Source organism: Bradyrhizobium campsiandrae (assembly GCF_014529705.1).
In the GTDB taxonomy this organism is placed as follows: domain Bacteria; phylum Pseudomonadota; class Alphaproteobacteria; order Rhizobiales; family Xanthobacteraceae; genus Bradyrhizobium; species Bradyrhizobium campsiandrae.
In genome coordinates, this window is record NZ_JAANIH010000058.1 from 13,863 (window position 1) to 39,696 (window position 25,834).

At 65.1% G+C, this 25,834-nt stretch carries 22 protein-coding genes; 12 read left to right on the forward strand and 10 right to left on the reverse strand.

Annotation, left to right across the window (positions count from 1 at the left end; genetic code table 11):
* Position 1: 1 nt before the first annotated feature.
* Positions 2 to 676, reverse strand: a complete 675-nt coding sequence (locus G8O24_RS32255) for a Crp/Fnr family transcriptional regulator (RefSeq protein WP_188106434.1) — start codon at positions 674 to 676, stop codon at positions 2 to 4.
* A gap of 262 nt (positions 677 to 938) precedes the next feature.
* On the opposite strand from G8O24_RS32255, the gene G8O24_RS32260 reads away from it, so the two are divergent.
* From G8O24_RS32260 to G8O24_RS32270, 3 genes are all read left to right on the forward strand, one after another.
* The gene (locus G8O24_RS32260; protein ID WP_188106436.1) at positions 939 to 2,975 is read left to right on the forward strand and encodes an AsmA family protein; all 2,037 of its coding nucleotides are present in this window, start codon (positions 939 to 941) and stop codon (positions 2,973 to 2,975) included.
* Positions 2,976 to 3,250: 275 nt separating this feature from the next.
* Positions 3,251 to 5,695, forward strand: coding sequence for an adenylate/guanylate cyclase domain-containing protein (locus tag G8O24_RS32265; protein ID WP_188106437.1), 2,445 nt, complete (start codon positions 3,251 to 3,253; stop codon positions 5,693 to 5,695).
* A gap of 334 nt (positions 5,696 to 6,029) precedes the next feature.
* The gene (locus G8O24_RS32270; protein WP_191093412.1) at positions 6,030 to 6,857 is read left to right on the forward strand and encodes a hypothetical protein; all 828 of its coding nucleotides are present in this window, start codon (positions 6,030 to 6,032) and stop codon (positions 6,855 to 6,857) included.
* A 2-nt stretch (positions 6,858 to 6,859) separates the two neighbouring features.
* Here the strand turns inward: G8O24_RS32270 and G8O24_RS32275 are convergent, their stop codons facing one another.
* The 4 genes from G8O24_RS32275 to G8O24_RS32290 all read right to left on the reverse strand — a co-directional run bounded on the left by G8O24_RS32275 (position 6,860) and on the right by G8O24_RS32290 (position 10,186).
* Positions 6,860 to 7,273 carry a PIN domain-containing protein gene (locus G8O24_RS32275; protein WP_188106441.1) on the reverse strand — a complete coding sequence of 138 codons (414 nt, stop codon included), beginning with the start codon at positions 7,271 to 7,273 and terminating at the stop codon, positions 6,860 to 6,862.
* Positions 7,270 to 7,500 (reverse strand): AbrB/MazE/SpoVT family DNA-binding domain-containing protein, encoded by a 231-nt coding sequence (locus G8O24_RS32280; protein WP_188106443.1) that lies wholly within the window; start codon positions 7,498 to 7,500, stop codon positions 7,270 to 7,272. Before G8O24_RS32280 ends, G8O24_RS32275 begins: the two co-directional genes overlap by 4 nt.
* Before the next feature lie 88 nt (positions 7,501 to 7,588).
* The gene (locus tag G8O24_RS32285) at positions 7,589 to 8,911 is read right to left on the reverse strand and encodes a Spy/CpxP family protein refolding chaperone (protein WP_188106444.1); all 1,323 of its coding nucleotides are present in this window, start codon (positions 8,909 to 8,911) and stop codon (positions 7,589 to 7,591) included.
* 276 nt (positions 8,912 to 9,187) lie between these two features.
* The gene (locus G8O24_RS32290) at positions 9,188 to 10,186 is read right to left on the reverse strand and encodes a LysM peptidoglycan-binding domain-containing protein (protein WP_188106446.1); all 999 of its coding nucleotides are present in this window, start codon (positions 10,184 to 10,186) and stop codon (positions 9,188 to 9,190) included.
* 164 nt (positions 10,187 to 10,350) lie between these two features.
* Here G8O24_RS32290 and G8O24_RS32295 point away from each other — a divergent pair, with 164 nt between their 5' ends.
* Positions 10,351 to 11,052 carry a hypothetical protein gene (locus G8O24_RS32295; protein ID WP_188106448.1) on the forward strand — a complete coding sequence of 234 codons (702 nt, stop codon included), beginning with the start codon at positions 10,351 to 10,353 and terminating at the stop codon, positions 11,050 to 11,052.
* A gap of 171 nt (positions 11,053 to 11,223) precedes the next feature.
* Here the strand turns inward: G8O24_RS32295 and G8O24_RS32300 are convergent, their stop codons facing one another.
* A complete protein-coding gene (locus G8O24_RS32300) occupies positions 11,224 to 12,120 on the reverse strand; it encodes a hypothetical protein (RefSeq protein ID WP_188106451.1) in 897 nt (298 codons plus the stop codon).
* Between the two features lie 237 nt (positions 12,121 to 12,357).
* On the opposite strand from G8O24_RS32300, the gene G8O24_RS32305 reads away from it, so the two are divergent.
* Positions 12,358 to 15,021, forward strand: a complete 2,664-nt coding sequence (locus G8O24_RS32305; RefSeq protein ID WP_188106453.1) for a bifunctional diguanylate cyclase/phosphodiesterase — start codon at positions 12,358 to 12,360, stop codon at positions 15,019 to 15,021.
* Positions 15,022 to 15,038: 17 nt separating this feature from the next.
* Here the strand turns inward: G8O24_RS32305 and scpC are convergent, their stop codons facing one another.
* Positions 15,039 to 16,538: a succinyl-CoA:acetate CoA-transferase ScpC gene (gene scpC / locus G8O24_RS32310; RefSeq protein ID WP_497717861.1), complete on the reverse strand. Its 1,500-nt coding sequence runs from the start codon at positions 16,536 to 16,538 to the stop codon at positions 15,039 to 15,041.
* Between the two features lie 86 nt (positions 16,539 to 16,624).
* Here scpC and G8O24_RS32315 point away from each other — a divergent pair, with 86 nt between their 5' ends.
* The 3 genes from G8O24_RS32315 (at position 16,625) to G8O24_RS32325 (ending at position 19,936) form a co-directional block, all read left to right on the forward strand.
* Positions 16,625 to 16,957, forward strand: coding sequence for a hypothetical protein (locus G8O24_RS32315; protein WP_368736635.1), 333 nt, complete (start codon positions 16,625 to 16,627; stop codon positions 16,955 to 16,957).
* 262 nt (positions 16,958 to 17,219) lie between these two features.
* Positions 17,220 to 18,101 (forward strand): SDR family oxidoreductase, encoded by an 882-nt coding sequence (locus tag G8O24_RS32320; RefSeq protein ID WP_188106456.1) that lies wholly within the window; start codon positions 17,220 to 17,222, stop codon positions 18,099 to 18,101.
* Between the two features lie 137 nt (positions 18,102 to 18,238).
* Positions 18,239 to 19,936, forward strand: coding sequence for a GMC family oxidoreductase (locus G8O24_RS32325; protein ID WP_188106459.1), 1,698 nt, complete (start codon positions 18,239 to 18,241; stop codon positions 19,934 to 19,936).
* 111 nt (positions 19,937 to 20,047) lie between these two features.
* On the opposite strand, the gene G8O24_RS32330 is transcribed toward G8O24_RS32325, so the two are convergent.
* The 3 genes from G8O24_RS32330 to G8O24_RS32335 all read right to left on the reverse strand — a co-directional run bounded on the left by G8O24_RS32330 (position 20,048) and on the right by G8O24_RS32335 (position 22,744).
* On the reverse strand, positions 20,048 to 22,147 hold the full coding sequence (locus G8O24_RS32330; RefSeq protein WP_188106461.1) for a methyl-accepting chemotaxis protein: 2,100 nt from the start codon (positions 22,145 to 22,147) through the stop codon (positions 20,048 to 20,050).
* Between the two features lie 137 nt (positions 22,148 to 22,284).
* Positions 22,285 to 22,407: a hypothetical protein gene (locus G8O24_RS45250; RefSeq protein WP_311972559.1), complete on the reverse strand. Its 123-nt coding sequence runs from the start codon at positions 22,405 to 22,407 to the stop codon at positions 22,285 to 22,287.
* A 145-nt stretch (positions 22,408 to 22,552) separates the two neighbouring features.
* Positions 22,553 to 22,744 carry a hypothetical protein gene (locus G8O24_RS32335; RefSeq protein ID WP_188106463.1) on the reverse strand — a complete coding sequence of 64 codons (192 nt, stop codon included), beginning with the start codon at positions 22,742 to 22,744 and terminating at the stop codon, positions 22,553 to 22,555.
* Positions 22,745 to 22,888: 144 nt separating this feature from the next.
* Here G8O24_RS32335 and G8O24_RS32340 point away from each other — a divergent pair, with 144 nt between their 5' ends.
* From G8O24_RS32340 to G8O24_RS32355, 4 genes are all read left to right on the forward strand, one after another.
* Positions 22,889 to 23,026 carry a hypothetical protein gene (locus G8O24_RS32340; RefSeq protein ID WP_188106465.1) on the forward strand — a complete coding sequence of 46 codons (138 nt, stop codon included), beginning with the start codon at positions 22,889 to 22,891 and terminating at the stop codon, positions 23,024 to 23,026.
* Positions 23,027 to 23,314: 288 nt separating this feature from the next.
* The gene (locus tag G8O24_RS32345) at positions 23,315 to 24,436 is read left to right on the forward strand and encodes a lactonase family protein (protein ID WP_311972560.1); all 1,122 of its coding nucleotides are present in this window, start codon (positions 23,315 to 23,317) and stop codon (positions 24,434 to 24,436) included.
* A 69-nt stretch (positions 24,437 to 24,505) separates the two neighbouring features.
* A complete protein-coding gene (locus tag G8O24_RS32350; RefSeq protein WP_244646107.1) occupies positions 24,506 to 24,700 on the forward strand; it encodes a hypothetical protein in 195 nt (64 codons plus the stop codon).
* 213 nt (positions 24,701 to 24,913) lie between these two features.
* On the forward strand, positions 24,914 to 25,792 hold the full coding sequence (locus G8O24_RS32355) for an efflux RND transporter periplasmic adaptor subunit (RefSeq protein WP_188106468.1): 879 nt from the start codon (positions 24,914 to 24,916) through the stop codon (positions 25,790 to 25,792).
* Positions 25,793 to 25,834 lie beyond the last annotated feature (42 nt).

Here is a 25,834-nt window from a genome sequence, read left to right on the forward strand (position 1 = left end):
CTTACTCGTTCCGCGCGATCGCCGTCAGCTTGGTCATGTTCCGCAGCAAGATCCGGCCGCGCTGGAGGTCCAGGATCGCTTCCTTGCGCCAGGCCTGGAGCTGGCGGTTGACGCTTTCGCGGGCGGCACCGACGAAAACGCCGAGCTGTTCCTGCGAGATATGGACCTCGGAACCGAAATCGGCGGCGAGCGCACAGAGCCGCCGCGCCAATCGCACCGGCAGCGGCTGCAACATGGATTCTTCCATGCGCTCGCTCTGCCAGCGGATGCGCTGACAGAGCAGCGCGATGATCTTGATCGCGACCTTGGGCTCGCGCTCGAGAAAGGCGAGGAAGTCTTCGCGCCGCAGCACGAACAACTCGCTGGCCTCGCCGGCTGTCGCGTCCGCAGTGCGGCTCTGCCCGTCCAGCACCGCGACCTCGCCGAACAGATCGCCGGCGCCCATGAAGTTCAACGTCAGCCGGCTGCCGTCGGAGGCACCGGTCTCGATGCGGACCTGGCCGCGGCGCACGCCGAACAGCGCGTCACCCGGGTCGCCCTTCTGGAACAGCACCTCGCCGTTCGCCAGATGCTGGGTGTGGCAGAGGTTGGACAAGCGCTGGAGTTCGTCCGCGCCGAGATCGGCGAACATGGCATTCATTTTCAGAATGACCGCAAATTCGGCCTGCTTGCTCATTTCAACGTCCTTGTGAATGTCTCTGGCCAGATGCCCTGACCAGTTTCCTTGACCAATTTCCTTGGCAAATCGCTTCGAAGCATCGACGTCAGAATCGCGTAAAACCGCGCCGCAGAAGTGTGTCATAAGTCACATAACTTTGCAGCACCTCCTGACTATTTTTAGCGGCTTGGAGCGGCTTCCCGTCCCGGGATAAACTCAGGCGCAAAGGACGGGTCATCCGCCGGATTCGACGCCGCTCGTCCGTCGTTGGAAAGTCGAGATGAGAGTAGTGAAATTCACCGGCGCAGCCTTGGCCGCCGTCATCATCGTGATCGTACTCCTGCTGGTGATCGGGATCCCCTCCGGGTTCCTGACCACGACCATTGCCTCGCGCGTCGAGCAGGCGAGCGGCTATCGTCTGACGATCGATGGCACCACCAAGATCAGCCTTTGGCCGACGCTGAACGTCACGCTGAGCGACCTCACGCTCCAGGACCCCAAGGACCGCAGCGGCATCACGCGCCTGACGATCGACAGCGTGCAGGCCGACATGTCGCTGGCGAGCGTCTGGTCCGGCCGCCCCGACATCCGCGAGATCGTCGTCTCCCATCCGGTGCTGCATCAGCCGCTGCTGCGAGACCGCCTGCCGAACGTCGATGCATCGCCGAAGCCGCTCGCGCTCGACATGGACGGCGCGGCCATCGACCACATCAGGATCAGCAACGGCGAAATCGTGTTCTCGCGCGTGCGCGATCGCGTCGACGGCCGCATCAGCGCCATCAACGCCGACGCCGCGATGGGGCGTGACCGCAAGCTCGACATCGCCGGCACCGCGCGCATCGGCGAGCACCCTACGAGGTTCGACATCAAGGCGACCACGCCGGCGCCACCGGTCGAGCGGCAGAGCATCCCGATGGATTTCGCCATCGACATGCCCGACGTTCTGAAGTCGCAGCTCACCGGCCATGCCGACATGCGCCTCAACGGCAGTGTCGTGATGATCAACGGCGTCAACGGCACGCTCGGCGATGGCAGCTTCAACGGCTGGGCCTCGGTCGACATCGCGAGCAAGCCGCTGGTGAAACTCGATCTCGACTTCCAGCGGCTCGCGATCCCGCTGGCGAAATCGCCGCCCGGCGCGCCCGGGCAGCCCTGGAGCGATGCGCCGATCGACGTGTCCGGGCTCAATTATGTCGACGCGCAGTTGCGGATCTCCGCCAACGAAGCCGTCATCGGCGAGGCCCGTCTTGCTCCCTTGGCGCTCGATGCAAAACTGGCGGGCGGCGTCTTGAAGGCGGGCACCGCCAATCTCGGTGCCTATGGCGGCCAGGTCTCCGGCGAAGTGATCCTCGATGCCACCACCGGCGCGCCGAGCTTTGCGATGCATTCCGACCTTATCGGCGTGCGCGCGCTGCCGCTGCTGCAGGGCCTCGCCGAATTCGACCGGATCGACGGCAGGCTGCAGGCCAAGCTCGCGTTGCGCAGCGCCGGCGCCAGCCAGCGCGCGCTGATGGCGAACATGCAGGGCACGGCCTTCGTCAATTTCCAGGACGGCGCCATCCGCGGCATCAATGTCGCACAGATGATCCGCTCGCTGACGTCGGGCACGTTGTCGGGCTGGCAGGACAGCGAGGCCCAGAACACGGACCTGTCGCAGCTCTCGGCATCCTTCCGCATCGACAAGGGCCAGGCGGTGACGACCGATCTCAATCTGATCGGGCCGCTGGTGCGCGTCACCGGCGCCGGCACCATTGCGCTCGACACCAAGATGATGGGTTTTCGCGTCGAGCCGAAACTGGTGATGACGACGCAAGGCCAGGGCCGCGCGTCCGAGCCGGTCGGCTTCGGCATTCCCGTGATGATCACAGGCAGCTGGTCGCAGCCGCGGATCTACCCTGACATGGCCGGCGTGCTCGACAATCCGGACGCCGCCTATGCCAAGCTGCGCGAGATGGGCAAGGGCCTGTTCGGGCCTGATGGAGCCGGTCTCGGCAACATCCTGAACAGTTTTGGCCTCGGCGGCACGGCTCCAAACGCCGGCAACGCCAATTCGCAGACGCCGCAGCAAGGGCAGGCGCAAGGACAGGGACAGAACAATCTGCTCGGCGGCCAGCTCGGCGAAGCGATCGGCAATCTGATCCAGCAGGGGCTCTCGAACGGCGCCGGAGGCGGCACCGGCCGAAGCCGCAGCCTGCCGGGCGCGCCGGCCACGCCGGCGCCGCTGGCTTCGCCCACTTCTCCGGTCCAGGACCCGCCCGAGGCACAGCAGGACAGCCAGCCGATGAACGACGTGATGCGGCAGCTCTTCAATCGGTGAGTGGGGGACCAAGGCGGCGAACTCCGTGCGCAGCCTTACACCCCCTCGTCACACAGTTCTTCATCCGAACGGAGGAGGCGGCCAGCGGCCTGCGGCAATACACAGCCCTGCTGCTGGCCAGCCCTGCTGCTGGCCGTCCGGCGTTCCGCCAACAGGTAACCACAGCTACCCCTGACCTGCCCCTCACCCGTCCAAAAGCCCAAATTGTGCTAGAAGGGCCATGGGGCCCCTGCGGCCCATAGCGCCGGCGTCGGTCGCGGCGCGAGAGGATCCGGATGGCGGGAGCGAAAGACAAGACCTGGTTGCTGCGCGAGGGCCTGTTCGCCAAATACGTCGTCTCCCTCGTCGGCCTCGTCGTGTTCGTGCTCGCCGTCAACGGCGCGATGGAGACCTGGATCTCCTATCGCGCCACCAAGACACAGCTGACCGACGGGCTCGAGGACAAGGCGCAAGCCGTCGCCCGGCGCATGGAGCAGTCGATCTCCGAGCTCGGGCGCCAGATCAGCTGGGTGACGGCGGCAAGCCTGGACACGCTCGAAAAGCGCCGCACCGGCTATGCCCAGCTGCTGCATCAGGCCCCGGTCGTCTCCCAATTGTTCCAGCTCGACGGCGACGGCCGCGAGGTCTTGCGCGTCTCGCGCCAATCGACCACGACTGGCAGCAACGCCGACCTCTCCCGCGACATGCGCTTCATCGACACGGTCGCCCGCGGCGTCAGCTATGCGCCGGCCTATTTCGCCGACCGCACGCCGTACATGTCGATCTCGATGGCGCATTCCGGCTTCAAGGCCGGCGTCACGGTGGCCGAGATCGACCTCAGCTTCCTCTCCGATTTCCTGACCGACGCCCAGGTCGGCAAGGTCGCCTCCGCCTATGTGGTGGACGCACGCGGCCGCGTGCTCGCGGCCTCGTCGAAGGGGCCAGAGGTCGGCAAGGACCTGTCGCAACTGCCGCAGGTCGCAGCCGCGATCGCGCCGGGCCGCGAGCCCGACACGTCAGGCACCGACTTCAATGGCCATGCGGTGCTGTCAGCTGCGAGCACGGTGCCGAAGCTCGGTTGGAGCGTGTTGTTCGAGCAGCCGACCATGCAGGCGCTGACGCCGATCCGCGACCAGCTCGTCCGCGTCGCGCTTCTGATCGGCATGGGCCTCATGGTGGCGATCCTCGCCGGCACGCTGCTGGCGCGCCGCATGATCATCCCGATCACGGCGCTACGCGATGGCGCGCACAAGCTCGGCGAGGGCGATTTCAGCCACCGCATCGACGTGCACACCTCCGATGAGCTGGAAGAGCTCGCCGGCCAGTTCAACCGCATGGCCGGCCAGCTCCAGGAGACCTACACGGACCTCGAAACGAAGGTGGAGGAGCGCACCCGCGACCTCGCGCAGTCGATCAACGAGCTGAAGGTGCTGGAGGAGGTCGGCCGCGCCGTCGCCGCTTCGCTCGATCTCAACGCCGTGCTGCCGACCATCGCCGCCCGCGCGCTGGAGATCAGCCGCGCCGACGCGGTGCTGATCTATGGCTATGATGCGGAGCAGCGGCGTTTCAACCTGGTCGAAGCCAACGGCGTCGACAGATCGGCCACCGGCGCCCATGTCACGATCGACGAGGGCGACAACATCCTGAGCGATGCCGCCCATGGCGGCGAGCCGATCGCGCTTGAAGATCTCGACCGCGCCGTCGAGCAGCCGCTGCGCGATGCCGCGATCGAAGCCGGCTTCCATGCGGTGCTGGTGGTGCCGCTGGTCGATCAGCAGGGCACGCTCGGCGCGCTGGTGGTGCTGCGCCGATCGAGCGGCGCGTTCGAAGCCAGCCTCATCGGCCTGATGCGCACCTTCGCCAACCAGGCGGTGCTGGCGATGCGCAATGCGCGCCTGTTCACCGAGGTCGACCACAAGAGCCGCGCGCTGGAGACCGCGAACGCGACCGTGCGCGCCCAGGCCGACAAGCTGCGCGAGCAGACCGAGCAGCTCAAGAACTGGAACAAGTCGCTGGAAGAGCGCGTCAAGACCCAGCTCGGCGAGATCGAGCGGATCCGCAAGCTGGAGCGTTTCCTCGCCCCGCAGGTGGCGCAGCTGATCGCCTCCTCCGACAGCCCGGAAGGCCTGCTCACCAGCCAGCGCCGCGAGGTGACGGTGGTGTTCTGCGATTTGCGCGGCTTTACGGCTTTCACGGAAGCGACCGAGCCGGAAGAGGCGATGAACGTGCTGCGCGAATATCACGCAGCGCTCGGCAAGCTGATCTTCAAATACGAGGGCACGCTGGACAAATATGCCGGCGACGGCGTGATGATCCTGTTCAACGCGCCGATCCAGTTCGAGGACCACACCGCGCGCGCCGTGAAGATGGCGGTGGAGATGCGCGACACCATCGGCCCCCTGACCGAGCGCTGGCGCAACCGCGGGCACAGCCTGGGGTTCGGTATCGGCATCGCGCTCGGTTATGCCACGCTCGGCCAGGTCGGCTTCGAGCAGCGGCTGGAATACGCCGCGATCGGCAGCGTCACCAACCTCGCCTCCCGCCTCTGCAGCGAAGCGCAGGCCGGCCAGATCGTGGTCAGCCGCCGCGTCTACGGCATGGTCGAGCCCTTCGTCGAAGCCCGTGCGCTCGACGATCTCCAGCTCAAGGGATTCAATCACCCGGTGCTGGCGATGGAGATTCTTGGCTGGCGCGAGGAGGAGACCGTGCTGGATGCGACGGCTGCAAGGCGGCGAGGATAACGCCGCGAAAGTCGAAAACAACCCCAAGCACAGTAGACAAGGCGCAGCGCGGTCTGGCGAATTTCGCCGCACTGCGGATTTTACGAAATTTACTTTGACTCGTCGGGCAAAACACTGGTATGGTGGCATCATCGGCGTTTGCGCCTGAACTCACCAAACTCTGATATGCTTGCCTGTCTGGGCGCCGAGCAACGTCCCTGCCGTTGCGATTGACTGGTCCGCGAACCACATTGCTGCTCCCCGCGACTAACCCTGGCCTCAACGACGAGGCTGAGCTTCGGACGGGAGACGAACTGTGGCATTTGCCTTGCCTTCACGCGCGTATGATTTGCAGATGCTGGACCGTCCCGCCGACCGTGCGCGCGATCATGGCTGGGTCTATGGCCTGCCGCCAGGCATCGCGAGCGAGCAATGGCCGCTCGATCGCGTCACCGGCTATCCGCTGATGCACGGCTTCACGCTGCTGCTGCCGCAGGATTATCGCGTGCATGGCGAGGACATCGTCGCGGTGTCGTTCTTTGCCACCGCCCCCGACCACAATGACGGCGGCGCGCCCGACGATCCTGAAATCCGCGAGGCGGTGGCGGCGCGGCCCACGCATGCGCGCCTTGCGCGCATGACCGACATCCTCGATTACGACTATGCCGCGTTGCTGCTGACCAAAGCCGAATATGAGGGCGCGTTCGCAATGCCGCCGGCGCAGCTGACGCTCGCGACGGCCGACCGGCCGCGCTGGCTCGATGTCGGCGGCGCCAGCGCGTTCCACGAGGCCGCCGCGCCTTATGCCAAGAAGATGTTCGCCTCTGCACCGCGCGCCGATCTCGCCGAGAACCGCGCCATTGCGCTCACCCCGCGCGCGAATGACCCCAACGCCGGCAAAGCTCCGCAAGACGGGGCTGCGAGCCGCGTCGCGCCCTCAGGCTATCAGCCGTTTTACTACTATGTCGGCGGCGTGCCCGGCCGCGACAATTTCCGCCTGCACGATTGGGCCAGGGATCACGCGCAAAACCATCTCGGCGGCACCATGCGGCCCTGCCAGTCCGTGCCGGAGATGAGCCCGTTCTACATCGAGTTCGAGGAATATTTCGGCGGCTACAATTTCGGCGGCGGCAACGCACAGCTCGACTTCAAGGAGATGAAGTTCGACTGGGCGTGTGGGTGAGGTTAGGGGTGCCCCGCTCCACCACCGAAAAACGGATTGACGATGGTAAGCCCGCCGATGTTGCGGCCATGTTGCAGGTCTTCGCTATAGAGCGTGTCGCAGCCCGCCTCGATCGCCGCGGCGATGATCAGGGCGTCATAGAAGGCAAGGGTGTGATCGCGTGCAAGGGCGAGCGCCGCAGCGTGCGTGTCTGATGTCAGCGGCACGATGTCTGGGAAGCGAAAGCGGAGGGACTGCACCGCGGCTTCGATGACTGGCCAATCCTGCTTCTGCTTCTTACGCAACACATTGGTGAATTCATTCAGCACTTGCGCGCTGATCGTGCCGCCGCCGGCGATCACGTTGAGCGCCAGTTGACGCCTTGCATCGGTCGAATAGGCATAGATCAGAATATTGCTATCAAAGAAGGCGCTCACCGCTCATTGGCCTCGTCGCGGTCGAACTTGTAGCCTTCGGGCAGAGGAAAACGAAACTGCTCCACCTGTCTGAGAAACTCAGCTCGCTTGTCGACCTTCTCGACTGCGAGTTGGCCCTTGGTGGCCTCCACTACGTGGAGTTCGTCGCCGGGAGAAAGCTTCAGCGCCTCAACGAGAGCCTTGGGCAGGCGGACCGCCAAGCTATTCCCCCATTTGGAAACAAGCATGAGAGCATCCTATGATACACGAAGACCGATGTATATCATATAACAGTTCCCTCGTTAATTCAAGTAGTTACGTCAAGATCAAAACTGCTCACATCCCCCGCTTCGGCCCCATCGCCTCAAACCCCGCCTTCTGCTCGTCGCTCAGATCCGCCTCGAAATCGTCGAGCGCGTCGGCGACGCCGCCTACCGCCTGCTGCATCGTCTGCAGCCGCGTCTTGACGGCGGCGAGGCGGGCTTGCGGGGTTGCGGGGGTGTCCTTGGCGGCGCAGGGGCTCAGCGTCTGCATGGTGCGCAGCGTGGTGTCCTGGAGCACGTCGAGACGGGCGCGGCCGGTGTCGTCGAGCTTCAGCGTGGAGGCGATGTCCTCAGTGGGCCATTGCTGCTGCACGAGTTGCTCGTACTGGCGCTGCGCCTGCACATCGTAGCGGGGATCGGCGTTGGCATCGCAGGCTGACGCCGCTTGGGCCGCCTGCGCGTCCTTGTGCTGGACCGAGGCGAGCGCCGCGCGGCGTTCGCTCGCGAGTGAATCCAGCTTTGCCTTCTGGCTCTCGTCGAGCAGATCGACGAATTTGGCAAGCGGGGCTGCGAGCGCGTCGGTGGCCTTGATCATCGCATCGAGCCGCGCCTGCATCACGGCGAGGCGCTCCGCCGCAACGGCCGGCGCCTGCGTCGGGCACGCGGCGCGGATGGTGTCGCGGGCGGCAATCCAGGCCGCGTTGAGTTCATCGAGGGCGGCGCGTTGGATCTCGTTCGGCTGCACCGCGCTCGCAATGCGCTCGACCGGCAGGCCGCCGGTATCGCTGCTGTCGCAGACCGCTTCGGCCGAGGGCACGCGACGCGCGCGCCTGCCTTGCGGCGCCGTGTAGGCGGCGAGCTCCGGCGCGGCATAGGGCGCGAAGAGCGCGGCGTAGATATCGCCATAGCCATAGAGCGAGAGGCTGGTGGCATCGCCGAAGATGACGGCACTGGTGAGATCGTCATGCGCGAACGGCCAGAACACCGGACCGACCCAGCCATAGCTGCCGTCAGGATGCCGCCACCAGCCTTGCGGCCGGCGGCCGCCATGCCAGCCCGACAGGGCCGCGCCTGCCGTCAACGCGGCCCGCAGAACAGCGGGATTGGCCGGCTGTCCGCGCTCAGTGCCGCGCGGGTCCTGCGACCGCAACGCCGCGTCGCGGGTGCGGCCACGCACGCCCATGCGGGCGGGGCGCAAGCGCGACAGACCGAGGACGTGGCCGACGGCGAAGCGGGCCACGCCGAGCGGGCCGCCGCGCAATCCGAACTGCGCTTCCGCTCGGTTCGGCAGCAGCACTGCCAGAATCACGAGAACCGCGCCGGCAAGCGTCAGTCCCAAGCGCGATCTCGACCAGACCACTGACCTGACCACGGCGTTGACCTCCCAGACACGCATCGCGTCGCAGGGAGAAGACGCGCCGGGGAACCAAATGTTCCACGGCGAGACGGTTGAAGCGAGAGAGATAAAGGTGCAGCGGCATCGGGCGCTCGGCTCCCTCTCCCGCTTGCGGGCCGCGACGAGCTTCGCTCGCGCCGAGAGGGTTGGGGAGAGGGTGTCTCCGCGACGGGACAATCCCCAAGAGGAAAGAACCCTCACCCGCCACGCGGAACGATGCTTCGCATCGCCGGCGTGTCGGCCTCTCCCGCAAGCGGGAGAGGCGAAGTAAGCCCCTCACTGCGCCTTTTGCGGCACCACCACCGTCTGGCCGGGATAGATCAGGTTGGGATTGTGGATCTTTTCGCGGTTGGCATTGAAGATCACCGCGTAGCGGGCGCCGTCGCCATAAGCGAGCCGGCTGAGCGCCCAGAGGCTGTCGCCGCGGGAAATGACCCGGCTACCGCCGGCGTCAGTCGTTGCGGTGTTGAGGATGTCCGCGGGCGAGGCCGATGCGACCGACGGGCCCGCCGCCGGCGCCCGCGCCAGGGATTTGGGCTTCGACGCACCCATCATGCGGGGCCGAACCGCGGAGCGTTCCGGCATCGCGGCAAGACGCGGCGATGGCAGCGACGCGACGATTTCGGATTTGTCGTCCGGCTTTTCGGCAGGCTTCGCCGCCGCGGCAGCGCGTGCGGGCGGCGGCGCGGCTTCCGCGATCGTCACCGGCATGGTGCGGCTGGATTGCACGACGGTGCCGTCGGGCGCGCGAGCGCGCAGTGCCAGCTCATAGCTGCCGGCGGGAAGTTTGGGCGGCGTCATCACGAACTGGCCGGATGCATCGGCCACGACGCTGTCGAGCGGCTGGCCGTCGCGCAGCAGCTCGACCTTCGCGCCCGGTGCGGCCTGCCCCGCGATCACCGCGGCCTCGCCATGATCGTCGACGCGCGCGACATCGAAACGGGGACCGGTGTCGGCGGCGGAAGGCTGCGGCCTTGCCGGCGCAACCTCGGCCAGCGCCGTGACCTGCTTCTGCGTCTCAGCCAGCGCGCCGGCCTTGAGCGCGCCGGCCTTGGGCGCGTCAGCAGGTGCCGGCGCAACGGCGGCAAGCTTCGGCTCTTCGGCCTTTGCTGCGGCTTTGGGTTCTGCCTTGATCTCAGGCTTCGCGACGGCGGCAACCTCCGTGCCCGGCCCGCCCACCAGCATGTGGCGGAGCTCGGTTGGACCGATCACCAAGACGGTGCCGACCAGCGCAAGCAGGCAGAATGCAATGATGGCCTTGGATGCCGTGATCATCAGTCCTCAAGCCTTGATCGAAACGAAGCGCCGCAAATCAACGGCGGCAAATTGCGCCGTTTTGGCCACGGCAGCAAGACGGTCGAAGGATGAACCGGGCCGGCCCCATCGGCGTCAAATCAGCGAGGCCGCGCCTGCGGCTGTTCTTTGAAGGAATTTTCCCGGTGAATCCGATTTGCCGCACCGCGCCATGGCTGGCGCTCGCCCTGACGCTCGCCGCCGCGCCCGCGCTGGCCGCCTCCGGCCCGCCCCCCGGCTTCGTCCTCACCGACAATCCCGATCTCGCTTTCACCTCGCCCGACGGCGCCACCAAGCTCGAGCAGTACATGAAGGATGGCGGCGATTGGGACGTCAAATGGCAGGTCTGGGTGCGGCGCGGCGACCAGATGACCGAGCTGAAGCCGGAGCAGGGCTATGGCGCCGGCTTCCGCTTCACCGCGGACTCGCAATGGCTGGTGCGGATGCAGAAGACCGGGTCCGGCGAGCAGGACCTGTTTCTCTATCATGCCGAGAACGGCACCTTCGTCAGCGCGACCAGGAAAAAATCGCTCAGCGATCTCGCCTGGGCCTATTTCTATGGCCGGCCCGAGACGAAGACATTTCCAAAGCTCGACTTCCACATCTCGGCCAATCTCATGGAGGGTACGGAAGATGCCTATCGCCCGCTCGGCATGGACTGGCCCAACAACCGCTACCTCGTGATCTCGCTCGGCGGCGAATTCGACAAGCACCCGAAGAACACCGTGATGAAGGGGCTGGGCGGCTGGCAGTGCCGCTACGACCTGAAGACCGGCAAGTTCGACGTGCCGGCGGAGTGGGCCAAGCGAAATGCCGAAGCGCTCAAGTGGGAAGTGAAGCGGCAGTGATGGGACCGGCTTCATAGCTGCGAAGCTGGTCACTCCGGATCTTCGTAAAATCATCGCTGCGGCGTATGGGTCCCGGATCTGCGCTTGCGCTTGTCCGGGACGACGATCTCGTTTGACGCGGCAGTTTCGCGGTATTATGGCGCAAACGCCACCGGTGGCGCTGGAGGAAATCTAGTCGCCCTTAGACGGGGGAGAGCTCGGCTTTTTGTACTCAGGCTGAGGGAAGAGACTGATTACTCCTCCTTTCGGCGTAGTCTCAGACAGCAGTTTTACGCTGATGTAATTTTCTTGCCCCAATATTTTTGCTTTTGCTTCTGAAGGAACTTTTAGCTCAATGACATGCGGGCTTACGTCCAAAATATAGAAAACGATTTTGTGGGATGCGCCTGGATCAACTTTGCCTGAGGTAAAATCCCACGACCTCTCAAGGATAGTGGCTCCAGAACCGAAGACCCCGCCTGCGGCCAAGAATTTTTTGTATGTCAATGCGAACTCGATCCGGACATCTAACAGAGTGTGATCGCCGTAATTGGTCAATTCGCACCTAAATGCGTTGTGTGCGATTGCCCCTTCAGAGAAGCGATACTCTGAATTTGGAATTGTCACCATTTGCGACCATGTGAACAGTGGCCGGTCGGCTGCGGCAAAACCTAATCTGGCAACCGTGAGCTTGCCGCTCTCCGGCACTTTAACCGGCTGAGACGCCATCTGACATTCCAAGTAGAGACTCGGAATGGTAGCCTGCTCATGGGTCTGGGCGGGCTGCGCTTCCGCCGGGACAGAATGGCCGGACTGTTCTGATGTATCGGAAGTACGGTAGGAACGACTAAAATGCCATAGCAGTCCAACGCCAACTAGCATGGCCCCAGCAATGATGGCGGCCAGTGGGCCGTATTGCAGCCTTGCGTGAGACAATTCTTCGATGCCTAAGATAAGGCTATAGGTCAGCCAAGAGAGGCCAATGCCCGCCAGTGAATAGCTAAGCGCTCTGGGCATCTTAGGCCAAAACTCTGGGGCAACGATGGCTAGAAATCCTAGCCCAACCCCAACCGCTTCTGTGCCTGTCATGCCGATAGCTCCACGGGAACCATAGCCTAGGAACGGCTGATTCTGAACAACGTGAAGCGTGTTGTGACCGGGTCATATGCGCCGCCCGGTGGCGTTTGCGCCATAATACCGCAGTTTCGTAGGTTGTCCGGCGCCGCGCCAACTCGCTGATTTTGTTCCAATTCATACTTTCCTAACCTTCGATGGTAACGGGGTCTTGTCGGTTTTGCTGCATCTTGCATCCCACGGGAGGGCTGGATGGGCGCATCAATCCGATGGACTGCGCGACTGCGCGCGCTGCTTCGCCGCTGGCGGGGCGCGCCACAGACGTGGCTGATCGTCGGCGGCTTCGTGCTGATGGCGGCGATGGCCATCGGCACCGGGCTCACCGTCGACCGCTTCCGCCAGAACGCGATCGAGACCGGCCGCGACAGCCTGGAAAGCTCGGTCCGTCTGCTCGCCCGCCATTTCGACCGCGAGTTCGAGGATTTTGCGGTGCTCCAGAAGAGCATCATCGCCGAGCTCGAGAGCCACGGTATCGAATCCGCCGACGTGTTCCGCAGCGAGATGGGCACGCTCGCCATGCACGAGGTGCTGCGCACCAGGGCGAGCGGCTGGTCCGACGTCGCCGGCGCCAACGTGTTCGATGCGAACGGCGTGCTGATCAACTCGTCCAGGCGCTGGCCCGTCGCCGACATCTCGGCGTCCGATCGCGGCTATTTCACCAGGCTCAAGAACGACCCGGCGCTGCAGGAAGAGATCGAGGTCGTGCCCGGCCGCTTCGGCAATGGTCCGGCGATCGTGTTCGCGCGGCGCGTGTCGGGGCCGCATGGCGAGTTCCTCGGCCTGGTGTCGCGCGCCATCGCACCTGAGCAGCTCGAATCCTTCTTCGCATCGACCGGGCTCGGCGAAGAATCCTCGATCGCCATGCATCACCAGAACGGCCAGCTGCTGGCGCGCGTCCCGCATGTCGACGCCATGATCGGGCAGAACTACCGCACCGGCTCGGCGGAGCAGAAGGCCGTGTTCGAACGCAGCTTCGTCACGACCGAGCTCGCGAGCCCGATCGACGGCAAGGACCGCCTGGTCGCCTCGCGCATGCTGGCCGGCGAACCGCTGGTCGTGGTCGCCACCAAGTCGCGCGACGCAACGCTCGCGACCTGGCGCACGCAGACCAAGTTCTTCGTCACCGTGGCCGTGCTATCGATCGGCCTGCTGGTGCTGACGCTGCTGCTGATCTTCCGCCAGGTGACGCGCCGCGTCTCGCTGGAGAAGCAGCGGCTCGACACCGCGATGAACACGATGACGCAGGGCCTTCTGATGTTCGACCAGGACCAGCGGCTCATCGTCTGCAACCGCCGCTACATCGAAATGTACGGCCTCTCGACCGCGGTGGTGAGGCCAGGCACCTATTTCCGCGAACTGATCCAGCATCGCGCCGACACCGGCTCGTTCGACGGCGACGTCGATTCGTATTGCGACGACATTCTGGCCAACATCGGGCGCATCAAGAGCAACATCGTCGAGACGTCCGACGGCCGCCTGATCGAGATCAAGAACCAGCCCAGCGCGGCCGGCGGCTGGCTCGCCACCCATGACGACGTCACCGAGCGCATCCGCGCCGACGAGCGCATTGCGCATATGGCGCATTACGACGCGCTGACCGACCTGCCCAACCGCGTGCTGATGCGCGGCCATCTGGAACGGCGCGTGGCCGAGCTCGCCCACGGCAATCCGTTCGCGATCCTCTATATCGACGTCGACGAGTTCAAGGGCGTCAACGATTCGCTCGGCCACGAGGTCGGCGACGAATTGCTGCGCCAGGTCGCAAGCCGCCTGCGCGCCTGCGTCAGCGGCAACGATCTCGTGGCGCGGCTCGGCGGCGACGAGTTCGCGATCATCAAGGCCGGCACCAGCGACCGGGCCGAGCTGACGGCGCTCGCCGAACGGATCCTGCGGGCGCTGCGCATGCCGGTGGACTGCAAGGGGCAGGAGATTTCGACCGATGCCAGCATCGGCATCGCGATCGCGCCCGACCATGGCGACGATCTCGAAGAGCTGCTCAAGCGCGCCGACCTCGCGATGTATGCGGCGAAATCGGAGGGCCGCGGCACGTTCCGCACCTTCGTGCCGGAATATGACGACAAGGCGCGGCAGCGCCGCCAGCTCGAGCTCGATCTGCGCCAGGCGCTCGCGCGCGGCGAGTTCGAGGTGCACTACCAGCCGCTGGTCGATCTGTCCGCCAATGTCGTCACCGGCTGCGAGGCGCTGCTGCGCTGGCGCCATCCCGAGCGCGGCATGGTCTCGCCCGCCGATTTCATTCCGGTCGCGGAAGACACCGGCCTGATCGGCGAGATCGGCGAATGGGTCTTGAAGCAGGCCTGCCTCGAAGCCGCCTCCTGGCCCGGCGACATCCACATCGCGGTCAACGTCTCGCCGGTGCAGTTCCGCTCCAGGACGCTGGCGCTGAAGGTTGCCGCGGCGCTCGCCGAATCGGGCCTCGCGCCCGGACGGCTCGAGCTCGAGATCACCGAAACCGTGCTGATCCGCGACGACGCGGAGGCGCTGACCATCCTGCAGCAGCTGCGCGAGCTCGGCGTGCGCATCGCGCTCGACGATTTCGGCACCGGCTATTCGTCACTGAGCTATCTGCACCGCTTCCCGTTCGACAAGATCAAGATCGACCGCAGCTTCATTTGCGACATCGGCGAGCCCGCCGATTCCTCGCCGATTGTCCAGGCCGTGGTGCACATGGCCGCCGCCCGGCACATGGCGACGACAGCGGAAGGCGTCGAGACCGAGACGCAGCGCGAGGTACTGCGCCAGCTCGGATGCAGCCAGATGCAGGGCTGGCTGTTCAGCCCGGCGGTGCCGGCGGCGAAGCTGAAGCAATTGCTGTCGAAGCAGGCGGCTGCGGCCTGAGCCGCGGCGGTCCGAATTCAGGCCGTCGACTTGATCAGGCGGAACGCCTCGTCCAAGAGATGCGGCGTGTGCTTGCCGGGCGAGAGCTTGCAGGCGCGATCGAAATAATCCTGCAGCGCGGGCCGGAACGCCGGATGCGCCGCCTTGTCGATGATGGTTGCGGCGCGCTGCTTCGGCGACAGGCCGCGCAGATCGGCCAGGCCCTGCTCGGTCACGATGATTTGCACGTCATGCTCGGTGTGATCGACGTGGGTGACCATCGGCACGATGGCCGAGATCGATCCGCCCTTCGCGGTCGACGGCGTCATGAAGATCGACAGATAGGCGTTGCGGGCGAAATCGCCGGAGCCGCCGATGCCGTTCATGATGGCGGTGCCGCGGATATGGGTCGAGTTGACGTTGCCGTAGATGTCGGCCTCGATCAGCCCGTTCATGGCGATGACGCCAAGCCGCCGGATCACCTCCGGATGGTTGGAGATCTCCTGCGTGCGCAGCACGATCTTCCGCTTGAGCCTGTCGATCTCGCCGTTGAACTGCCTGGTCGCGCCGGCGCTGAGCGACAACGCGGTGGCGGAGGCGAGCGTCATCCGGCCGGAGCGCAGCAGGTTCAGCATGCCGTCCTGCAACACCTCGGTATAGGCCGTCAGCCGCTCGAAGGGGCCGTCTTCGAGGCCTGCCATCACGGCGTTGGCGACATTGCCGACCCCGGACTGGATCGGCAGCAATTCCGGCGGCAGCCGGCCGTGGCGAACCTCGTGGCCGAGAAACTCGAGGATATGGCCGGCAATGGCCTTCGAGGTCGCATCGGGCGCGGCGAAGGTCGTGTCGCGGTCCGGCGCGTTGGTCTCGACCACGGCGACCACCTTGTCGGGGTCGCAGCGAAGCACGGCCTCGCCGATCCTGTCGCCGGGACCGACGATGGGGATCGGCTTGCGGTGCGGCGGCAGCCTGGTGCCGTAGTAGATGTCGTGCATGCCGTGCAGCGCCGTGCTCACGCCGGAATTGACCTCGAGAATGATGCGGTCGGCCTGATCCAGCCAGGTCTTGTTGTTGCCGACGGAGGCCGAGGGCACCAGGCTTCCGTCCGGCAGGATGGCGGTCACCTCAATCAGCGCGACGTCGAGATGGCCGAGAAAACCGAACCAGGCGTATTGCGCGACATGGCTGAGATGGATGTCGATGTAGTCCATCGTGCCGGCATTGATGTGCGCGCGCGCGATGGGATCGGATTGATAAGGCAGGCGCAGCCCGACGCCGTCAACCCTGGCCAGCGCACCATCGAGCTCGGGCGCGGTCGAGGCGCCGGTCCATACGCCGATGCGAAGCTGATCGCCGCGCGCATGCGCCTGCTCGATCCGGCGCGCCAACGCCATCGGAACCGCCTTTGGATAGCCCGATCCGGTGAAGCCGCTCATGCCCACATTCGCGCCGTGCGACACCAGCGCAGCGGCATCGTCGGCGGACATGATTTTCGAGCGAAGGGCCGGCGATGCAATGCGCGAACGATCAAAGGACACACGAACCTCTCTGTTTGCGCGGATTTTCCATGAAATCGGCCGTGATCGGATGATCTAGATCAAGCGCTGCGCGGACGCGCTTCGACGTGACGTCATCCCACGTGCCTCTCCTCTCCGCCTCTTGTATTTGCGCGGTGTTTCCATATCTGATCGGCATGATGATGAAGCTCACACTCGTGCAGGACCAGGCCATTCAGGCGCTCACGGCGGGCATCGTCGGCGCCGAGACCTTCGACCGTCTGTTCGCGGGCATCCGTTTCGACAAGCTCGACGACACGATGCTCTACGCCTTCGCCAGGGACGAGGAGATCGCATCCGACATCGAGGACAGCTACGCGCCCTACATCGCCGCCGTCGCAACGCAGGTGCTGGACACGCAGGTCGATGTCGTCGTCGTGATGCCGAAGGTGTTGCAATAGGCCCGCCGGCAAGGTCTGCGTCTGCGCACGCCAAGGCCTGCTGACTCAATCCACGACTTGCTCCATCGAGGAACGCTGCAAGCGTCTTCGCTGTCCCGGAGGGATGAGTTCCCCGAGGCAGCGAAGGCGCGAATGCGCACGCGTTCTCCATTGCCGATCTGTCTCGCCAGTGAGACAGATCGTCTAAAAAGGACGTCTATCGGACCGGCTACGGATCACTAATTTGCGGGGTGTCTTCTAACCCCATCAAGGAGTGACCCCCATGACCATTCTCGTAACCGGTGCCACCGGCCGTGTCGGCCGCCATGTTGTCGAACAGCTCGTCAAGCGCGGCGCCAAGGTGCGCGTGCTGACCCGTGACCCCGCCAAGGCCAAGTTCCCCGCTGGCGTCGACATCGCCAAGGGCGACCTTCTCGACATCGAGGCGCTGCGCGCCGCCTTCTCGGGCGTGCGAACGCTGTTCCTGCTGAACGCCGTGACCGGCGACGAATTCACGCAGGCGATCATCACGTTGAACATCGCCCGCGAGGCCGGTGTCGAGCGGGTCGTCTATCAATCGGTGTTCGACGCCGACGGGGCCGTGAACGTGCCGCACTTCGCCGTGAAATCGGGCGCCGAGCGCATGCTCGCGCGGATGGGCTTCAGCGCCACCATCCTGCGCCCGAGCTACTTCATCGACAACGAGGTCATGATCAAGGACGTGATCCTCGATCATGGCGTCTATCCGATGCCGATCGGTAGCAAGGGCGTCGCCATGGTCGATGCGCGCGACATCGCCGAGGTCGCCGCGCTCGAACTGATCCGGCGCGACCAAGCCTCGGAAAAGCTCCCCGTGGAAACCATCAACCTGGTCGGCCCGGATACGCTGACCGGTCCTGACGCCGCCAAGATCTGGTCTGATATCCTGGGACGCCCGATCGTCTATGGCGGCGACGATCCCAGCGGCTTCGAGCAGACCATGGCGAGCTTCATGCCGAAATGGACGGCCTATGAGATGCGCCTGATGGCCGAGCGCTATGTCAGCGACGGCATGATCCCCGCAGCCGGCGACGTCGAACGGCTGACCCGGATGCTCGGTCGTCCGCTGCATTCCTACCGCGATTTCGCCGCCCAGATCGCGGCGGCCGCCGCCAAGCCGGCCTGACCATAGCGGCAGCGCCGTTACGACGACATTTTGCCATCGGCCCGGGCCTCGCCACGCGCGACGCCCGGGCCTTTGGCGTGACCTCGCGGCAAAACCACGCTACCCTCCCAAGACAAGAGCAAGAGGAAACGCCAATCGTGTACGACTACATTATCGTGGGCGGCGGCTCGGCAGGGTCCGTGCTGGCCCACCGGCTCTCCGCTGGGAGTGCCAACAAGGTCCTGCTGTGCGAAGCCGGACAGGACACGCCGCCCGGCAACGAGCCGGCCGAAATCAGGGACAGCTATCCAGGCACCGCCTATTTCGATCCACGCTTCCACTGGACGGAATTGAAAGTCACGACCCAGGTCGTCAGCCACAACAATCCGCATGAAGCCCGCCCTCCCTTGCGCAAATACGAGCAGGCGCGCGTGCTCGGCGGCGGTTCCTCGATCAACGGCCAGATGGCCAATCGCGGCGCGCCGACCGATTACGACGAATGGAACGCGCGCGGCGCCGAGGGCTGGTCGTGGGCCGACGTGCTGCCCTTCTTCAAGAGGGTGGAGCGCGATCTCGATTTCGACGGCCCGTATCACGGCAAGGACGGCCGCATTCCGGTGCGCCGCATTCCCAGAGAGCATTGGACGAAGCATTCCCAGGCGTTCGCCGACGCCTTCCAGCAGGCCGGCCATCAATATCTGCCCGACCAGAACGGCGAGTTCGTCGACGGCTATTTCCCGGTGACGCATTCCAATGAGGCCGAGCAGCGCGTCTCGGCCGCGATGGGCTATCTCGATCGCGACACCCGCAAGCGCGCCAATCTTGCGATCTCCACCAACACGCAAGTGCGAGAGCTGCTGTTCGAAGGCACGCAATGCGTCGGCGTGAAGGCCGTCATCGACGGCCGCGAGCAGCAGTTCCGCGGACGCGAGATCATCCTCTCCTCCGGCGCCATCCATTCGCCGGCGCATCTGCTTCGTGCCGGGATCGGCCCGGTGGGCCACCTCAAGGATCTCGGCATTCCGGTGCTGATGGGCCTGCAAGGCGTCGGCCAGCGCCTGATGGATCATCCCTCGATCTCGCTGTCCTCCTTCGTCCGACGCGGCGCGCGCATGAACGAGCACACCAGGCGGCACATGCAGCTCGGCCTGCGTTACTCGTCAGGACTCGAAGGCGTGCCGAAGGGCGACATGTTCGTCGTGGTGCTGTCCAAATCGGCCTGGCACGCCGTCGGCGCGCAGATCGGCTCGCTGCTCACCTTCGTCAACAAGACCTATTCCGAAACGGGACAGGTCAAGCTCGCCTCGCGCGATCCGACCGCCGAGCCGATCGTCGAGTTTAATCTGTTGTCCGACCGGCGCGACCTCGATCGCCTGATGAGCGGCTTCCGCAAGATGGCGGCGATCCAGATGAGCGACGTCGTGAAGCAGGTGACGGACAAGCCATTCCCGGCGGCCTATACCGACAAGGTCCGCAAGATCGGCGTGGTCAACACCAGGAACAAGATCCTGACCAGGATCGCCGCGACGCTGATGGACGGACCGGCAGCGCTGCGTCACTATTTGATCGACAATTTCGTCGTCGAAGGCTTCACCTTCGAGCAGGTGATGAATGACGACGAGGCACTGGAGGCCTTCGTGCGCAAAGCCACGATCGGCGTGTGGCACGCCTCATGCTCGTGCCGCATGGGCCGTACCGAGGATCCGATGGCGGTGGTCGACAATCAGGGACGCGTCAAAGGCATCCAGGGCCTGCGCGTCGTCGACGCCTCGATCTTCCCGGTGGTGCCGTGCGCCAACACCAATTTTCCGGTGCTGATGTCGGCGGAGAAGATCGCGGCGGCGATGATGGGGTGATGCCGTAGGGTGGGCAAAGCGAAAGCGTGCCCACGCAATTTTCGTGATCGAGAGAGGTGGTGGGCACGGCGCGAGGGCGCCTTTGCCCACCCTGCAGATTCGGAGATCGCCTCATGCCGCGCGGAGATCGCCGACGAAGCGATCGACGTCGCGCTTGAGGTCGTCGGACAGGCGCGCCAGCATCTTGGCGGAATCGAGCACTTCGCCGGCGGCGGCTCCCGTCTGCCCGGCGGCCTGCGACACGCCGGAAATGTGCCGCGAGACTTCGTTGGTGCCTTGCGAGGCCTGCTGCACGTTGCGCGCGATCTCGCGCGTCGCGGCGCCCTGCTCCTCGACGGCGGCCGCGATCGCGGCGGCGATCTCGTTGACGCGCTGGATGGTGGCGCCGATCGACTGGATCGCGCTCACCGAGGAATGGGTCGCGCCCTGGATCGCGGCGACCTGTCCCGTGATTTCTTCCGTCGCTTTCGCGGTCTGCGTGGCCAAGTTCTTCACTTCCGATGCCACCACCGCAAAGCCGCGGCCGGCGTCGCCGGCGCGCGCGGCCTCGATGGTGGCGTTGAGCGCGAGCAGATTGGTCTGCTCGGCAATGCCGGTGATCAGCGCGACGACATCACCGATGCGCTGGGCGGCATCGGCCAGCGCCTGCACCTCGGCATTGGTGCGATCGGCCTCGCTGGCGGCGGCGCTTGCGATGCTGGAGGATTCCGCGACCTGGCGGCTGATCTCGGAGATCGAGGCCGACAGCTCTTCCGTCGCCGCCGCCACGGTCTGCACGTTGGAGGAGGCATCGCCCGACAGGCTCGCGACCGAGGCCGCCTGCGACGAGCCCTGCTCGGCGGTCGACGACATCGACTGCGCGGTGGCGTTGAGCTCGCCCGAGGCCGAGGCCAGCGTGTGCAGCGATTCCGTGACTGATTTCTCGAACTGCTCGATCAGGCGCTCGACGGCGAGCTGGCGCCGCTCCTTCTTCGCCTGCTCGGCGGCCTTTTCCTCGCCGAGACGATCGCCCGCGATCATGTTCTCCCTGAACACCGACACGGCACGCGACATTTCGCCGATCTCGTCGCCGCGCTCGATGCCTGCGAGCTCGATCGCGTAGTCGCGCTCGGCGAGCTTCCGCATCGCCTGGGTCAGCTTGCGGATCGGCGTCGAGACGCGGCGGTTCACGAGGATGAAGCCGAACAAGGTGATGGCGAGCGCGATCAGCATCATCGCGCCGTTGAACGCGAGGCTCCATTTTGCCGAAATCATCTGCTGACCGGCGCGGGAGACCATTTCAGCCAGCGCGGCCTGGCCGGCCTCGACGTAGAAATTGAGGATGGCGGTGTTGAGCTTGGAGAGCTCCACACCCTTGATGTCGATGGTCTGGTTGTTGCTCAGCGCCTTGATGAGACCCTGCTGGCGCTCGACCATGGCGATGGCGTCACCCTGCTTCGAACGCGAGATCACGTCGGTGAGGCTCGCCGGGGCGTCGGTGCGGCTTGCCGCATCCTGCACCTGGCTCCAGGCCTGCCTGGCACGGCCGGTATCCTCGGCCGCCCCGACGATGTCTTGGGGGCTCCAGGGCTTGGCGGCCGCGCCCGCGGTCTCGAGACGGATCGCGACAAGGCCGCCGAAATTACGGGCGGCCCAGGCCGACTGTTTCACGCCGAGGAGATGATCGACCACGGGGTCCGTGAGCTTGAGCGCATTCTCAAGCTCGCCGGTCAGCGCCAGGATGGCGTCGAGATAATCCTGCGCAGTCTTCCTGAAGTCGTCGGCCGCCTTGGTGTCGCGCGCCGCCTTCGGCTGATGGATCAGGCCTTCGGCCTTGGTCCGCAGCGGCATCAGCGCATCATGGAGTACAACGAGCTTGCCGAGGAGGCCGGCGAGGCGTGAATCGGACACGCCATCGAGGCGTTCGAGCACGTTCTTGTAGGCCGCTTCCGACGTCTGGCGGTTGGCGGCGATCCGATCGTCGGCAGCGGCATTAGCCGGCTCTTCCGCAACCAGCGCCGACAGGAAGGTCCCGCGCTCGATCCGGAAGCCGAGCAGAGAAGTGAAAAGTTGCTGGTCGGTGCCGGCGTAGCGCTCGACCTTTTGCGCGGCGCTGTTGCGCTCGGTGGCCCCGAACAGCCCGGTCGCAAGCTGCCCCACCAGGAAAAGGCCAAGCACGCCGATGATGGCGCCGAGAATGGAACGAATAGAGGGATTACCGAACAATGCCATTGGGAGCGCCGGGTCTTCTGGAAAAGATGCAGAAAAATACCGACGTGCCCCTAAGATTTGGTTCACCAAATGCCTATCGGCCCGTGCGGGCCTGGCTCGTTGAACCCGCGAGGGGTGGCGACCTCAGGCCGGCTGGCTCATTTCATCCGCCTGGCGGCCTGGATCTCGACGAACTCGGCGTCCGGATGCGTCACGATGGTAGTGAACATGATGCCGCTGATGATGAGCGACCAGGCGGTGTCCCAATAAATCCAAAACACTTTCCAGCCTCCGTTGTGCCAGCCTCCGTTTCGCCAGCCTTGCGTTTTGGCGTCTTCCGCCCGCCGGACCGGGGTAACGACGATGAGAGACTGCCGTTCCCTGGAGATCCGTGGCCGGGGCCTGCGAAGCAATAGCAGACAAAGCTTAGCGCTTTCTGCTGTTGGTCGGCGAGACCGTCGCGCCGGTTTGATCGGCTTTGCGGGTGTGGCGCTTTGCCACGACGTCTTCATCGTTCCCGCCTTCACGGGGAGGCGGCGGCGGCTTGGGCTGGCCGGACTGGCCGCCATGCTTGCCGCCCATATCGGGCTTGCCTTCAAGATCGTTTTCGCGGGGCATGCCGGGTCAATGCGCTCGGCCAGCGAAGGTTCGCAATTTGATGGCGTGTCCGGCTGTGAACAGGTTCATAGTACCGTCTCCTTTTGCAGTGCACGATGGTTGCGCCCATTGAGCGCTTCGAACCTCACGGACGGATTTAGCCTGATGCGGACGCGACTCGTCGCCTGGACCCTCCTGACCTCGGCCTTGCTGGCGGTCGCCGTGTGGACCGTGCTCGGTCCGCCCGACCGTCCGGCCGGCTCGCGTCTGCCATTGCACGACCTGACAGCGTCGGTGCGCTAGAGCCTTTTCCGTTCCGATGGAATCGGAACGGGGCTCTAGATTCTTGTTTTGACGCGTTTTCTTCACGCGAACCGGGCAGCCACTTCGCTCGAAAACGCTCCAGCGTCCCGTCACCCACCTGACGCGCAAGCGCTTTGCTGCGACCGATGCAATTTCGGCATCGATTCATCCCATCTGGATTTTGGTGCCGGGCAATACGAGCCGCTATCCTCTGCCGCAAAACGACAACACCGCATCGGCAGGAGGACGCCCTTGATCGCACCGACTCGTCCCGCATTGCGAGCCGCTATCTGCACCGCTCTCGTCAGCTCTCTCATCAGTTCTCTTGCCCTCATTTCAGGAGTCCGTGCCGGCATGGCCGAAACCTTCGCCTATGTCGGCAATGCCGACTCCAACGACATCAGCGTGTTCAAGGTCGCCGACAACGGCGAGATGACACTGGTGCAGACCGCCGCCTTCCCCGGCGTCGACAAGCCGGGCTCATCGACACCGCTCGCGATCACGCCCGACCATCGCGTGCTGATCGCCGGCGTCCGCTCGCAGCCCTTCCTTGCGGTGAGCTTCGCGATCGACCAGACGACGGGCCAGCTCAGCCCTATCGGCAACGGACCGCTCGCCGACAGCATGGCGAATATCGCCACCGACCGCGGCGGCAAGGTGCTGTTCAGCGCCTCCTATGGCGGCAACAAGGTCGCGCTGAATCCGATTCAAACGAGCGGCGTCGTCGGCGAGCCGAAGCAGGTGATCCCGACCGGGCTCAACGCGCATGCCTTCCTGCCCTCCCCCGACAATCGCTTCGTGTTCGCGACCAATCTCGGCTCCGATCAGGTGCTGAGCTTTGCGTTCGATGCAGCCGCCGGCACGCTGGCGCCGACCGATCCGCCCGCGATCAAGACGCCGGAGAAATCGGGACCGCGGCACTTCGTTTTCCACCCGGGCGGCAAGTTCGTCTACCTCATCCACGAACTGAACGGCGACGTCGCCGCGTACAGCTATGAAGCCAGCAGCGGAGCCTGGAGCGAGATCCAGCGCACCACCGCGCTGCCCGAGGGCTTTGGCGGCAGAGACTCTGGTCAAAAGGACTCTAACCAAAAACCATGGGCTGCCGACATCCACATCACCCCGGACGGCCGCTTCCTCTACGCCTCCGAGCGCACCACCAACACGCTCACTGCCTACAAGGTCGATGGATCGAGCGGCAAGCTGACCACGATCGGCAGCGTGCCGACCGAGAAGCAGCCACGCGGCTTCAACATCGATCCAACAGGTCGCTACCTCGCCGCCGTCGGCGAGCTCTCGGACGGCATGACGGTCTACGCGATCGACCAGGCCAGCGGCGCGCTGAGCAAGCTGAAATCCTATCCGACCGGCAAGAAGCCGAACTGGGTGGAGTTCTTGAGCCTGCCGTGAATGTGCGCCAACGGCGACGCCGGAAACCTACGTAAACATCCGTAGTTTCAGGCAGTGTCCGGATTCTCCATGTTGCGCGGCATGGACCGCCATATCATTTTCAAATGCCCGCAAACCGGCATGAACGTGCAGCATCGGCTTGCCGCCGTGCCGGCGGACGTGGCCAATACGCACGTCTCGGTGGAGTGCCCGGCTTGCACACGCCTGCATTTCATCAACCGGTCGACCGGCCAGATCCTCGGCGACACCAAGCGCCGCGACTGACGCGGCCAGCCCTGCAGACACGCCATCGCAGTCCTCCGCGCGCGGCCGGACCTTGATCCCGCGCGGCGGCGAACCTCACCGCCAATCCCGCGACTAATCAACAGCCCCTCCTGCCGACCCGGCGGCGCCCTCCGCCATGGGCGGCCCCGCCCCATGGCCGGCCGAACCGCCATCTGCTATCGATTGCTCCTGTGGATCTTCGTGGAATTTCCGATGCGTCATTTGTCTCGAGGCCTGTTTCCCGCAGCGATCGCCGCAGTGCTCCTCGTCGGCCGATACCCGGCTGGAGCTGCCGATGACGACGCTCCCAAGGGGCCGGCGGTCACGGTGCTGAAGGCGGCAAAGTCCTGCTTCTCCGACATCGTCGAGGCCACCGGCTCGATCATCGCGCGCGAGGAGACCTCGGTGCGGCCCGAGCGTCCGGGGCTGAAGGTGACGGAGGTGCTGGCCGAAGCCGGCGAGACCACGACGGCCGGCCAGGTGCTGGCGCGGCTGGCGCTGCCCGAAGGCGGCACGCTGCAGGTCACCGCCCCCGTGGCCGGCGTCATCGCCACCTCGACTGCGCAGATCGGCAACCTCGCCTCGGCCAAGGGCGAAGCGCTGTTCACCATCGTCGCGCGCAGCGAATACGATCTCGTCGGCCTGGTCGCGACCAATGATGTCAGGAAGCTCGCGGTCAATCAGCCGACCACCGTGCGCATTGCCGGTGCCGGCGATATCGACGGCAAGGTGCGCCGCATCGGTCCGACCGTGGAACCGAACATCCAGCAGGGCATGGTCTATATCGGCATCTCCTCGCAGAAGCGGCTGCTGCTCAACGCAAGCGGGCGCGCGCTGATCAAGACCGGCCAAAGCTGCAACGTCGCGGTGCCGCTCACCGCCGTGCAATATTCATCCGCCGGCACCGTGGTGCAGGTGATCCGCCGCAATCGCGTCGAGACCAAGCGCGTCGAGATCGGACTGATGTCTGGCGGCAATATCGAGGTCCGCGACGGACTCAACGAAGGCGACATCGTCGTCGCCCGCGCCGGCGCGCTGCTGCGCGAAGGCGATCCCGTGCGCCCGGTGATGGCCGCGGAGGCGGCGAAGTAGACGGTCTCGTAGGGTGGGCAAAGCGAAGCGTGCCCACGTTCT

Excerpts from the sequence above, each read along its gene's own strand:
- G8O24_RS32280 (WP_188106443.1), bottom strand. The coding sequence starts at position 7,500 with ATGCTTGTTTCCAAATGGGGGAATAGCTTGGCGGTCCGCCTGCCCAAG.
- G8O24_RS32270 (WP_191093412.1), top strand. The coding sequence starts at position 6,030 with ATGCTGGACCGTCCCGCCGACCGTGCGCGCGATCATGGCTGGGTCTAT.
- G8O24_RS32265 (WP_188106437.1), top strand. The coding sequence starts at position 3,251 with ATGGCGGGAGCGAAAGACAAGACCTGGTTGCTGCGCGAGGGCCTGTTC.
- G8O24_RS32255 (WP_188106434.1), bottom strand. The coding sequence starts at position 676 with ATGAGCAAGCAGGCCGAATTTGCGGTCATTCTGAAAATGAATGCCATG.
- G8O24_RS32285 (WP_188106444.1), bottom strand. The coding sequence starts at position 8,911 with ATGCGTGTCTGGGAGGTCAACGCCGTGGTCAGGTCAGTGGTCTGGTCG.
- G8O24_RS32260 (WP_188106436.1), top strand. The coding sequence starts at position 939 with ATGAGAGTAGTGAAATTCACCGGCGCAGCCTTGGCCGCCGTCATCATC.
- G8O24_RS32340 (WP_188106465.1), top strand. The coding sequence starts at position 22,889 with ATGCGGACGCGACTCGTCGCCTGGACCCTCCTGACCTCGGCCTTGCTG.
- G8O24_RS32355 (WP_188106468.1), top strand. The coding sequence starts at position 24,914 with ATGCGTCATTTGTCTCGAGGCCTGTTTCCCGCAGCGATCGCCGCAGTG.
- G8O24_RS32335 (WP_188106463.1), bottom strand. The coding sequence starts at position 22,744 with ATGCCCCGCGAAAACGATCTTGAAGGCAAGCCCGATATGGGCGGCAAG.
- G8O24_RS32330 (WP_188106461.1), bottom strand. The coding sequence starts at position 22,147 with ATGGCATTGTTCGGTAATCCCTCTATTCGTTCCATTCTCGGCGCCATC.
- G8O24_RS32350 (WP_244646107.1), top strand. The coding sequence starts at position 24,506 with ATGTTGCGCGGCATGGACCGCCATATCATTTTCAAATGCCCGCAAACC.
- G8O24_RS32305 (WP_188106453.1), top strand. The coding sequence starts at position 12,358 with ATGGGCGCATCAATCCGATGGACTGCGCGACTGCGCGCGCTGCTTCGC.
- G8O24_RS32300 (WP_188106451.1), bottom strand. The coding sequence starts at position 12,120 with ATGACAGGCACAGAAGCGGTTGGGGTTGGGCTAGGATTTCTAGCCATC.
- G8O24_RS32290 (WP_188106446.1), bottom strand. The coding sequence starts at position 10,186 with ATGATCACGGCATCCAAGGCCATCATTGCATTCTGCCTGCTTGCGCTG.
- G8O24_RS32320 (WP_188106456.1), top strand. The coding sequence starts at position 17,220 with ATGACCATTCTCGTAACCGGTGCCACCGGCCGTGTCGGCCGCCATGTT.